General features: G+C 54.9%; 2 protein-coding genes. Both read right to left on the bottom strand.

Annotated elements, in window-relative coordinates; translation table 11 throughout:
• Nucleotides 1-43: 43 nt before the first annotated feature.
• A complete protein-coding gene (locus Q0D41_RS08800; protein ID WP_294378074.1) occupies nt 44-9,985 on the bottom strand; it encodes an Ig-like domain-containing protein in 9,942 nt (3,313 codons plus the stop codon).
• 736 nt (nt 9,986-10,721) lie between these two features.
• Nucleotides 10,722-12,761 carry an InlB B-repeat-containing protein gene (locus Q0D41_RS08795; RefSeq protein ID WP_294378072.1) on the bottom strand — a complete coding sequence of 680 codons (2,040 nt, stop codon included), beginning with the start codon at nt 12,759-12,761 and terminating at the stop codon, nt 10,722-10,724.
• Between the last annotated feature and the right edge of the window lie 421 nt (nt 12,762-13,182).

Here is a 13,182-nt window from a genome sequence, read left to right as displayed (position 1 = left end):
TTCGATCCTGCAGGCTTAAACCCAGTTCGCCGCTGCGCTCGCTCTAGAACTTCGAGCGGCGGCGGGCAACAGGCGCCGCGCAAAGCACAGCACCCGCTACGACTGCCAGGGCGAAGGGCAGCGTAGTCAACGTCGTGTCGCCCGTCTTGGGCAGCGTGCCCTTGTTCTTCGACTCGCCATTACCGTTCGGATTCTGCGAAGCTTCGCTCTCGTCCTTCACCACAGCAAGCGTGCCGATGTCTTCCTTAACGAGCTTATAATTCTTGGCCATCTGCTCGTCAACGAACTCAAGCGTATACGTGTTGTCGGAAGCGCCAACCTCGGTCTGCGTGCCAGTAACCACGAACGTTGCATCGTCGCTATTCACCAGGCCGCCAACGAAGTTGCCTTCGAGCGACGCGCCCTCGAGAGGCGTGCCGTCGTAGACCTTGCTACCCGAAACCGTCGTAACCGTGTAAGGCTTCGGCGTGATCTGATAGCTCTGCGTGAGGCTGCCGGCGTAGTTACCGATGCCCGTAACGGTGACAAAGATGTCGCCGGTTACGTTGGTGAAGTCATCCTTGGCCGCAGCGTCATCCTCAAAGCCGAGAGCGTCGGTGTACGTAACGACGTAGTCAACGTTCTCGATGAGCACCTTCTCGCCGTCGGTCACAACGGGGACGAACTTCTGCTCCTTGCCGTTATAGACCTTGTCGACGGGCTTGGTAACCTTCATCCCGTTGTCCTCGCCAGGCACGATGCCTTTCGGCTCGACCTTCAACGTGCCGTCCTGCTTGGTAATCTCGTAATTGTCAAGGTTCGTGCCGTCGCCAGCGCTGATCATGAAGGAGTTGGCGCTCTCGCCCGCAACGGTCTGGGTGCCCGTGAATTCATACACGAAGCTCTCGCCGTCAACCATGCTGCCCTCGGTTACACCAGCCTCGTGCTTGGTGAGCGGTGTGCCGTCGTAGACCTTGGAAGCATCCTCTGAAGTCACGGTCACGGGACGCTTGGTAACCAGGAGCGTGGCGAATCCAGTGCTCACGTTGCCGAATTGGTCGGTAGCATCCTTCCCGTCGGCGTTCTTGATGACGTACGTATCGATCTCGGCAACGGCGCTTCCCACGTTCGTAACAGAACCCTTGGTCGTTGCCTCGCACGTAAACCCGGCAGGCAAGCCATAGGCATCAGCGCCCTCGCTCACAAGCGGGGTGCCGTCGTAGGTCTTCTTGCCGTCTTTCGGCACGATTACGATTGCCGCCTGGCTCTTCGTCACTTCGAGCTTGCCCAGCTCTTCCTTGACCGTGTAGTTGCCCTGCTTGGCATTGCCGGACCACTCGATTGCGTAATCGTTGGTGCATTCACCGACCTCGGTCTGGGAACCGATCACGGCAAAGGCCGCAGTCTCGCCATTGACGAAGCCTTCGATTTTGCCGTTGGCTGTGAGGGGCGTGCCATCGTACGGCTTGCTCGCGCCCATCGTAACCACGGTGAGCTCCTTGGGTTCAATCACCAATTTGCCAGGCTTCTTGGTGATCTTCAGGCTGTCCGTAACATCCTTGCCTTCGGCGTTCACGACAACGATCTCATCAACATTGGCGACCAAGCCGTCGGCACCAGTCACGTCGGTTGCTTCCGCGCCAGACCAGGCCGTCTTCACGGAATAGCCCTCGGGAACACCGGTCACGGTAACCTCAGCGCGATGCGGCATGCCGTCGTAGGTCATGGTCGCATCATTGGCAACAGCCACGATTTCATCTGCATATTCAGTCACGGTAAGCGTACCGATATGCTCCTCGACCGTATAGTTGCTGCGCTTGGCAGTGGTACCCTCATCCGACCAGTAAATCGCGTAGGTGTTCTCGCTCTCGCCGACCTCGGTCTGGGAGCCAGTGGTCTCGAAGACCGCAGTCTCGTTGTTGACGAAGCCCTCGACGCCGCCTTCGGCCGTAAGGGGCTTGCCGTTGTAGACCATCGACTCAGACGGAGTGGTCACAATAAGCTTGGCAGGCAAAATCTGATAGGCCACATCGACGCTACCAGCGTAATTGCCCTTGCCCGTAACGGTAACGCGAACCGTGCCGACATTCGTGACATCCTCGGTAAAGGACAGCGTGTAATCTTTGTCCTTCGTCAGCGTCTTGTCGCCGTCTTTGACGGTCGGCTCTTGCTGCTGAACAAGGCCGTTGTAAGTAACGTCGTTCAAATCCTCAACGGAGAAGCCTTCTGCGGTCACCGATTTGGGAGTTACCTCGAGAACGCCTTCTTCCTTAGAGACAACATAGTTACCAGCCGCAACGTCATTCGACCACTCGATGACGATCTCATTCGTGAGCGACCCGACTTCCGTGATGGAATTAGGTGCCGTCAAGCTTGCCACGTCATCCTCGACGAAACCAGCAGCGCTGGTCACAACAACATCATGAGAGAAGAGCGGTGTGCCGTCGTAGGCTTTGGAAGCGCTCGCGGACTCAACAGTCACTTCACGCGGAAGAATCTTGTAGCTGCGCGAGAAATCACCCTTGTAGTTGCCGATACCCGAAACCGTCACGAAAACACCAGTCTCGGTCACGTTCTTGGCATCGCCATCGAAGGCGAGCGTGTAGTCGCGATCTTTAACGAGCAGGTTGCCCTTCGCATCGGTAACCGTGGGCTCCTGAAGCTGGTCTTCGCCGTTGTACACGAGGTCGGACAGCTCGCCAACCTTAATACCGGTATAGGATTCCGGATTGTTGGGGTCGATTGACTGAGACTCAATGCTCAGCTTGCCCTCGGTCTTGGTGATGTCATAGTTGCCTTCGCCAAAGCCTTCGGCCCAATCCCAAACGATTTCGTTGTCGACTTCGCCATCGGCCACATTCGTCACAGCGCCAATCGCCTTAAGACCAGACACTTCGCCTTCGACGAAGCCGTCGCCACCCATGGCGACTTCGGGCTTAGTGAGCGGCGTGCCATCGTAGACCTTGGAGGCGCTCGCAGACTCAAGAGTCACCTGGCGCTTCATGATTTCATAGGTCACCTCGGCCTCGCCGGCGTAGTTGCCCTTGCCCTCGACGGTCACGGTCACGGTGCCGACGTTGGTCGTGTCTTTGCTGTACGAGAGCGTGTAGTCAGTACCCTCCGTAAGCAGCGTGTTGCCGTCTTTCACCTCAGGCTTCTGCTTCTGGGACTTCCCGTTGTACGTGACATTGGGAAGCTTGCCCACGCTCATGCCCTTGCCGGCTTCGGGGTCAACGCTCTTCGGAGTAATGGTGAGCTGGCCGTCGACGACTACGAACGTCACCTTGGAGAAGTTGCCGTTCGTGTTCTTGAAGTCCTCGGACTTGAGCTCCATGTCATAGGTGCCGACGTTGGTCGCGCTCACAGAGTCGTTGCCCGTGAACTCGAAGTCGGTATTCTTATACAGCTCGTTGGAAGCGCTGAAGTCGTAGCCGCTCACCGTCTTCTCGGTTCCATCGTATTCGAAGGCTCCGCTGTGCTCGGTGATGGTAACGACGACCTCGGTATCGTCCTGGGTTACGATCAACTTGCCGAACTCGTACGTAACCAGGTAGTCGCTTTCGCTCGTACCCTCATTGAACGTGAACGTGAACTCGTTATCGCTCTCGCCGACATTCGTTTGAGAGCCGGTGACGTTGCAAGTCACGCCCTCGCCATCAAGGAAACCAACGTCCACGCCAAGCGGAGTGGAGGTGACGGTGTCATTGGTAAGAGGCTTGCCGTCGTACACCTTGTTCGCGCCAGCAGAAGTCAACGTGACAGGACGCTTGGTAATCTCGATATTTTCAGAGCTCGTTGCGTATTGGTCAGCAGCGTAGTTGGAGCCCGTGGCGCGAAGCAGCACCTTCTGGGAGCCGAAATGCGTCAGGCTAATCTCGGCCGGGTCAGAAGTCCACGCTTCGCCATCGATGCTGTATTCAACATTGAGCTCATTGCCGTGTTTATCGGTCGCACGAGCGACGAAGGCCGAAAGCGGCTTGCCGTCATACACCTTCTGCACGTCTTGCGTAGTCCAAGCGACGTCGTTTGTGTCAATCTCACCGCCCTCAATCTTGAGCCAGCCATCTTCAACCACGAACGTCACGTTCGAGAAGTTCGCGCTTGTATTGGAGAACTGGCCCTTATCGAGACCCATCTTGTAGGTACCGACATTCGTGCCCTTGGCGACAGCATCGCCGGAGAAGGCGAAGTCTCCAGCCCCATACAGGCCGTTGGAAGCTTCGAAGCCGTAATCGCGCACCGTCTTCTCGGTGCCATCGTAGGTCTCGGTCGCAGTGTTGCCCTTGATGGTCACGGTCACCTCGTCGCTGACCGGAGTCACCTCAAGAGTACCGTACTCAGGGCCGTCAAACGTATAGTTGCTGGCCTTGGTGCCCTCGTTCAGTGTGTAGGTGAACATATTCTGGACGGTGCCCGCATTCGTGATTGCGCCCGTATAGGAATATGTCGCGCCTTCACCCTTGGCAAAGCCGGTCACAGATTCCATCTCATGCTTGGCGTGCTCGTTGCCGTCATAGACCCACTCGCCGGAAGCGGACTTCATATGCACAGAAGCCTGCTTAATTACCAGCGAGCCGCTCTTGGTGGTCACGGAGAACTGATCGGTCACGTCGTTGCCAGAGGCGTCAACGACCTTGGGTGTGCCCGTGATGGCGTTGGAGTACGTGCCCGCATCGGTTTTGGCCACGCTCGCGCTGAGGCCCGACACGGCGTACTTGTTGCCATCGACCGTGAACTCGAGGGTCTTGAAGCCCTCGGCCGCATGCTCATTGCCGTCGTAGGTGAACTCGGCGGAGTTCGACTCAACCTCGATTTCGTACTTCGCGTCGCGGTTGGTAACGGTCAGCGTGCCCTCGGACTTCATAATGTTGTAGTTATCGGCCTTGGTGCCCTCGTTCAGCGTGTAGGTGAACGCGTTGGGCGAAGATCCGACGACGGTCTGGGAACCCGTGAACGTGTACGTCGCGCCCTCGCCCTTGGCGAAGCCGGACTCGGTCTCGAGCGCGGTGCCGCCGTTCTTGAGTGCGGTACCGTCGTACTTCTTGTTCAAATCGGCGGATTTAAGGGTCACTTGTGCCTTATCGACCTGAACAAAGCCGTCGGTCACCTTAAAGGTCACGTTTTTGAAGTTGGTCGCATCGGCGTTGGTGAATTGGCCCTCCAGACCCATGGCGGTCGTACCGGCATCGGTGCGATTAGCCTTCGCTTCGCCAGAGAAGTTCACCTTGTCCTGCGTGTACAGCTTATTATCCGAAGCGAAGGTGTAGCCCTCGGCCGTATGCTCTTCACCGTCATAGGTTGCTTGCGTGGTGTTGCCAACAATAGCAACAACGACGGGCGAGGTAATGGCATTGACCGTCAAGTCGCCCTCGAGCTGCGCGATCACGTAGTTAGCAGATTGCGTGCCCTCGTTCAGGGTGTACTTGAACGTATTCTTGCTCGACCCAGCATTCGTCTGAGAACCAGTAATGTCAAAGCTCGCACCCTCGCCAGCAACGAAGCCGTCACCAGACACCTTCACATTGGACTGCTCGTTTTTCGTAAGCGCAGTTCCGTCATAGCTCTTCTCGGCAGAATCGGATGTCAGAACAATCTCTCGCGGAGAAATGGTCAACGAGCCGTCGTTTTCAACCACGAACTTCACATTCGAGAAGTTCGCGCTCGTATTGGAGAACTGGTCGGCTTCGAGGCCCATATCGTAGGCACCGACGTTCGTGCCTTTGGCAACGGCTTCGCCAGCGAAAGCGAAGTCATTGGCGGTATACAGGCCATTGGAGTATGCAACGGTATAGCCCGTCACGGACTGCTCAGTTCCATCGTATTTCAGGGTCGCGGAGTTGCCCGTAATGGTAACGGTCACTTCATCGCTGACCGGAGTTACCTCGAGGGTACCCGTTCCCTTCGTTATTTCATAATTATTGGCGTTCGTTCCATCGGCGAGAACGTAGCCATCGATGCCACTCTCGCTCTTACCCACATTCAGCTGGGAGCCAGTAAAGCTGGCGCTCTTGACGCCCTGACCCTCCACGAAGCCAGTAGTTGTGAATTCGCTCGCCTTGAGATCGGTGCCGTCGTAGGCCTTGGTCGCGTCTTTAGGCGCAATAGTAGCCGGAGCTTTCTTGATTAGCAACGAGCCGTTCTCAGTGGTCACGGAGAACTGGGAGGTCACGTCGTTGCCCGCAGCGTCAGTAACCTTGGCCGTGCCGGTAACGTTGTTGGGATAGGTACCCGCATCGGTTCCAGACACGCTCGCGCTAAGGCCCGACACGGTGTATTTATTGCCGTCAACCGTGAACTCGATGGTCTCGAAACCTTCGACCGCATGCTCGTTGCCGTCGTAGGTTGATTCGGCGGAATGAGCCTTCACCGTAATCTTGTATTTCTCACCGTCAGCGCGGTCGGTAACAGTCAGCGACCCCTTCGCTGCAGTGATGTTGTAATTGGCGGCGTTGGTACCCTCGGCATAGCCCCACTTCGTAATCGAGCTTTCGCTGGATCCGGGCACGGTCTGAGAGCCGTCGTATTGCGGGTCGGCGATGCTCTGGCCATCGACGAACGAACCCGATACAATCTCCCACTCGGTAGCCTTAAGAGGCTTGCCGTCGTAGGCCTTGGTAGCATTCTTGGGCTTAATGGTCACGGCGCGTTTGTCGATGGTGAGCTCGCCGTTAACCGTCTTAACCTTGAACTGGGAGGTCACATCGTTGCCTGCTGCATCCTTAACGACAGGGGTGCCGCTAACCTCGTTCGCATACTCGCCCGCATCTGTTCCAGACACGCTTGCGCTAAGGCCCTCGACAGTGAACTGAGCGCCCTTGTCGTTGGCAAACGTAGTGCCGGTCACGCCAGAGGCGGTCTTTTCGGTTCCGTCGTAGGTCTTCGTCGCGGAATTGGCGGTCACCGTAATCTCGTACTTTTCAGCCTCATCACGGTCGGCAACGGTCAGCGTGCCTTCGTTCTTGGTAATAATGTAGTTATCGGCCTTGGTGCCCTCGTTCAGCGTGTAGGCGAACGCGTTGGCCGAAGATCCGACGAGGGTCTGGGAGCCCGTGAACTCGTACGTCGCGCCCTCGCCCTCGGCGAAGCCGGATTCGGTTTCGAGCGCGGTGCCGCCGTTTTCGAGCGCGGTACCATCGTATTTCTTGCTCAAGTCGGCGGACTTCAGGGTGACCTCAGCCTTGCCGATTACAAGTGAGCCATTCTCGACGCTTGCAACAATATATTTCCCAGTTTTGTCAATGGTACCAACGGTGCCGTCTGCAAATTGAGCAGGGTACGTATCCGCATCGGTGCCGTTTGCGCCGACGGTAATGTCGGAGAAATCAGCGCCTTCAGGCGCACCGGTAAAGCCAGAAACACTCTGGTCTTTTCCGTTATAGGTCACTTCTGCAGAATTGGCTTCGAGGGAAACGTTCTGGTAGTAGTACACATTGATGGAATTGCTGCCATCGCGATTAACGGTGATGGTCGCATCTTGGTTGGGCACGGCGGTATACCCGTTAATAACCTTCGTAAGATCAGACGCCTTTACCTGGGTACCCCAAGGAGCACTCTTCGTTTCAGAGTCAGCAACCTTTTGTTCGGTACCATTCAGGTAGTAGTTCACCGTATATTCAACGGAATCCTTCTCGTACCAGAAGATGATATCGTTATTGCCGCTTTCGAGGGTTTTCTCAATATGGCCGAGGCATCCATCCGCAAGGTGATAGCCGTCAATGGCCTTCGCATCTGCGGAAACCGTCTCACCTTGATCGCCATATCGAGTATCCGGGTCGACGAGCTGTTCTTTGGTATCTTTTTCAAGATATTTAACCTGGTAGGAAAGAAGCTCTTGCCAGTTTGCCGTGATGGTTACATTGCCTGCGGGCATAGCGAAGGCATCGCCGCTCTTAAGCGCGGTGGTATCGGGCAGGTCCTCGATGGTCCAACCAGTGAATTTGTATCCCTCGCGAGTGGGCTCGCTCTTCACCGTTTGCGTCGAACCTTCCTGGGCAATATATGTGGTTGCGTCGGAGTTGTTCCATGAACCGCCAGCAAGGTCATAGGTAACTTGGAAACCGCCCACGTACTTAGCATAGAAGTTCGTAGAGCTGTTAACCTTATACGGGAACGTTGCAGGCTGCGTGAAGCTTTGATCCAAATACCAGCCAGAGAAGGTGTAGGTTACGCCATCAACCGTCTTGGTTTCAGGGAACTGCTCATTCATCACATCGGAAGGCTCCGTGGTGTTACCAGAAATGTAGTTTTTAGCTCCCTTTTGCTCAAACTGCGTGCTGCCCGCATCACGCAGGTAGTACTTCACGAGCGAAACGTTCTTGCATTTGATGGAGACGTTGCAGTCAAGATGCATGTCGGGATTAGTCCCGTTGTTCTTCGAGATTTTTGCGGGAACAAGAGCGATCTCTTCTACATCATCCTTAGTAAAGGTAACGCCCGGAAGCTGGGCCTGGATGGTCGTCCTATAGTTATTGAAGATTTCATTCCAAGCGTCAGAGCCCCTCGGCACAACGTTGGTGCCATTGGGCCACGAAACAACGCGCTGATCCACGTTATCGAAGCAATTCTTGCCACCCGTCCACGTAGCACCGGTGGTATTCACCATTGCGGTGCCAAGCGATGTTGCTCCCCAGTTGCCTGAGTCGTTCGAGTTGGCGTCTTTGGTGGGGTCGACCAGGTAGTAAACGAGCGCTTGGTCAGTTGCTTCTTCCGTTGCGGTAACCGTCACATCTTTAGACGCAGAAATCACCGAACCATCGGCGGCGCTCCTGAATGAAACCGTGACCGTTGCCGTTCCTTGGCGAACGCCCGTAACGTTACCGCTGTTGTCAACCGTCAGGATGTCTTCATTAGACGAGGACCATGTATACGTTCCTGTAGCTTCTGCGGGATCAACCGTTGCCGTCAGCTGAGTGTCTGAGAACTGCGTAACGGTATCGCTACCGGAAATAGAGATAGACTGAGCGGGCGTGGCGGGCTGAACTTCGACGGTAAACGTCTCGGTTTTCACGGTGTGATCACCGAAGCCAAGAAAATGAGTGGCTTCGCAGTATGTATGTTCGACCGTGAACGTTCCAGCCTCGGAAAATTCCGCCGTAACGTTGTTTCCGTTTCCTTTAACGGTGCCAGCGCTGGTAGTTTCACCATTTTTCTTAACGGTCCATTTTCCTGCATAGCTACAATTGTTGTTGGAAGTGCCATTCAGGGTCACCTTATCGCCAACCTTGGCGATGGTAGTTTCCCCAGCGCTACCGCTCACATCGCTCGCAGCAGCAGCGCCACCGCCAAGCACTCCGCCAAGCACGGTGCCAACGTTTCCAGGAGCAGAGTTGGCCTCAACGGTCAACGTTGCGCCCTTGGCGATATCGTTCGATGCAACAACGTAAACGCCATCAGCGTCAGGGGTAAGGGGGGATTCCTGACCATCAACGTTTACGAGCACGCGATTCAGCTTGTAAGCAGAATCGGGCACAACTGTGAATTTGAAATTTTTATCGGCGGAAACCGCGACCTTCGTGGCGGGCAAGCTCACGAGTTCATCGGTGCCGTCGGCCTTCTTGATCGAGGCGTTTTTCAGCACAAGCGAAATGTCGTATTCAGTTTTCGCCTGGGCGGCAGCCGCCTGCGAAGAGCCTTGGTTGTCTACCGCGGAATCCTCTTCCACAGCATCTTCCGCAGCAGAAGCCTTTTCCTCACCGGAAACGCTCGGCGCCGATGCCGCTGCCGGCTCATCAGCCGCCGGCTCAGCAACAGCCTGCTCGTCGGAAGCCACAACCGGGGCGGCCTCATCGACAGTCGCCAAAGCCATTGCGGAAGAATCGTCTGCCGCCTCTTCCTGGGCTTGAGTCTCTTCAGGTTGCGCAACTTCGGCTTGCACCTGATCGGCCTGCGCCGATTCATCGCTCGCGAAAGTCTCCGACGGGTTCACCGCCGGCCAACCGAAGCCCAGCAGCACTACCGAGAGCACTACCGAAAGGGCTTTGTGTCCAAAAGAGTAGCGGTCTGCCACACTTTCTCTTCTTGTCTTTTTCCTCATTCTTTCAGTCATTTCCGTCCCCCATCAACCGTATTAACCTTCAATCGGTTGCCTTCTTATGGTTGAGCAGCTCCTTTGCGATACTAAAATAAGAATAGTTCCTAAAAGAAAGTGAACCAGGGGTATCAAAGATAGCTCCTCAACCTGTGATTTTATCACTTGAACGCGGACTCGTTTTATTTTTACGGTAAAAGATGGGGTATAAGGCCACTTCCACACCCTGTTTTGCCCGTTTAACGGCCGTCACGCCCAATAAAAACCCATAGATTTGCGGCTTTGGGGAGAACTGCTCAGAAGTTGCGCAACAAATTGAATTTTGACACGATGTCACTCCCCCTTCGTATGATTCAACGCGCTATGGTTCTTCATGGGGATACTTGTGTGGCGGAGAATCAGAATAGCCATGACGCGATAACGAGCGAAAACGCGGGGCGGCTAGATGCGGCATTGGTGACACCTGTTTGCCACATTCGTTTTCTTTCTATAGGAGAACGGACCCCGATTCCGCAAAGTCTTTCGGGCATAAAAAGAGGAGGAACAGCGATACCGTTCCTCCTCGACACATTATTCTCTTTTGCTTCTTCCGCTTTCAGGATGTTCGCCTGCGGCCTTTTCGAGCCGTTCGAACCATTCCCTTCAGTAGCATTTATTTCATTTACGCTGCCACTCCAAACGCCACTTCGCGTTCGACGCGCAACTTTGCTCCATGCTACTTACGGCGAGCCAAACGACGAGCTGCGAATGCTGCAGCAGATGCCGCGATTGCTGCACCGGCGGCTCCAAAGCCAAAAGCAGCAGAAGTATCGTTCGTTTTTGCGAACTTCGCAGGCTTGTCGGCCTTCTTCTGATCGGTGCTCTGCTGGTCAGCAGGCTGAGTAGGCTCGGCAGGCACAACGGGATCCGCATTCTTGGTCCATTTGCCGAACAGCGTCATGGAAGTTGCAAGCTCGGCGCCATCATTCCATTTAGCAGTGCAGTCTTCGTCGGTATACCAACCATCGAACGTCCAGCCATCGACAGGCTGCTGCTCCTTAGCGGTATAGGTGGTACCGACTTCAAGGTCAGCGTCGGCATCTGGAAGAACGGCGCCCTCGGGAGCGTCACCGACATATTGGTAATCGACACTCAGCAAGCCATGGGCTGCTTTGAATGCAACAGGGGCTTCCGCAGTCGCTTCGTATGTGCCGGACTGCGCAGCCTCTACATGCTTAGTCTCGCCATGGGCAGACCAGCGAGAGCTCGCCCCATCAACATACCAACCGTCGATCGCATGATTGCAGTCGTCGAGCACCCAATCGTTACCGACATTGCCAAATTCGGTAACGCCAGTGCCGTAGATATCATCGCCTGCATTCTTGGCGTGGTTGTTGTAAATAACAACCGACGGATCGAGCTTCATGGTACCCACGTTGTAGACACCGCCACCCATATCGGCTCCGATTCCGTCTTCATTGCAGACGCCGGTGCCGTTGTTGATGATGGTCGCAGAACCGATAGTCAGATTGCACGCCTTTTGAGCAGTGTAAATACCAGAACCGGCGTTATTTTCGATGATGACATTTGCGCCCTTCTCAATCACGCTGGCAATCTTTCCATTGCCTTGGAAGAAAATACCACCATTAGTCTTTGCGGCAAATCCCTTTGCGCCGTTGCCTTCTACGTCCACAGTGCAGGAGGAATCGACGTTAAGGACGCGCGTCCAAACACCACTGTACCCGTTGTTGTTCGCATGAAGCTTCGAGCCGTTGCTCATATCGATTCGCCAAGCGGAAATACCCCAATTGCCGCTGTTCTCGAACGTGACGTCAGAGTTATTCTTGATGGTGTAGTACGTACCGTTCGAGCCATTGCCCGTGCTGTTGATCACCTTTACCGTAGACGAATCAACGGTGGCGTAGAACGAACCCGTGAAACCGGAACGGTTGTGGTCGGAGACGAAGGTAGAACCGCCTTCGATGTTCACGTTGTAGCCACCGTCGCCGCCATCCCACTCAAGGGCGTCCTGGCTGTAATTCTTGATGGTGAGCGTCGAAGCGTTTTTGAGGTTGAGCTTGTTGTTGCTGCAGAAGTAAATTGCATGCGTTTTGCTAGCGGTCCCCGCGCCGTCCATGGTAAGCGCAGCGCCATCGAGCGTAAGGGATGCGCCCTTGCTTGCGCACACAGACTGCCAATTCCACTCGGCGGTATACGGGGTGGAACCAATACCGGCCATGCTGGCATTGACGTTCTTGAGCACGAGCGCATGGCCCCAAAGGGCGATGCCCTTGTCGGTGAATTTCAAGGCGTGACCATCGCCATCGATGGTGAGATCCTTATCAAGGTTAAGACCGGCGGTTTCGGCGTCGGCGAGGAGCTTAATGGTTGCGCCGTTCGTGTTTTTGGCAACAGCGAGCGCCTCATCGAAAGACGCATACTTGATGCCGTTAAATTCAGCGGCCTCGGCTCCAGCTTTGGCAACCTTGGGTTCGGCGGCAGTCGCAGCCGCAGCGGCAACTTCCGCTTGAGGTGCCGCTTCGGTGTCGGACGCATCATTCGCATCGCTAGTAGAATTAACGCTTTCATCAGCAGCAGGATCGACAGAAGAATCTTCAGCGCTTGCCGCCGCATTGGCCTGCTGCGCTGCCACACCACCCTGGCTCGCCTCATCAGCGTCAGCGAAAGCGATCGCCGGCGTAAGCGAAAGCGCCAAAGCGCCAGCCGCGACTACGCTCACCGCTTTTTTATTGAGCGACGTATCGGTTTTCTTCATGCGTTCCCCCTGTGTGTCATACGTTTAATCTGCAAATTGGTACGCGAACGGTATTCGCCCTATTTACGATAGTCACCCCTCATCCATACTTCTTTACGTTGGTCAATTTCCTACACTGGTATCATAAAGTTTCCATATATCTCTGAGTATACCCCCCCCCGACCTATTATTGCAGATAAATTTACGAGTCCTAATATTATTGAGATTTTCTGACGTGGGAGTACCGAGCTAATATAGGAAAAAAATTATGAAACGTTAGCTTATTTATTTAAGGTCTTTGCTTTGTTTTAAGTCAAAAAAACCCAGCAGAATGAATTCGGCTGGGTTTTTGCAGCCTCAATTTTGGCTTATAGGACAAAAAGTGTGTCTCGATAGAACGCATGTTCCCCTCACGCTAATCCAGCCAGAATGGGAAGGAATC

The organism is uncultured Slackia sp. (assembly GCF_934630525.1).
In the GTDB taxonomy this organism is placed as follows: Bacteria; Actinomycetota; Coriobacteriia; order Coriobacteriales; family Eggerthellaceae; genus Slackia.
This window is presented reverse-complemented; position numbering and strand designations above follow the sequence as displayed.

Bases quoted from the DNA above. Each gene is read 5' to 3' on its own strand.
- Q0D41_RS08795 (WP_294378072.1), bottom strand. From the start codon at position 12,761: ATGAAGAAAACCGATACGTCGCTCAATAAAAAAGCGGTGAGCGTAGTC.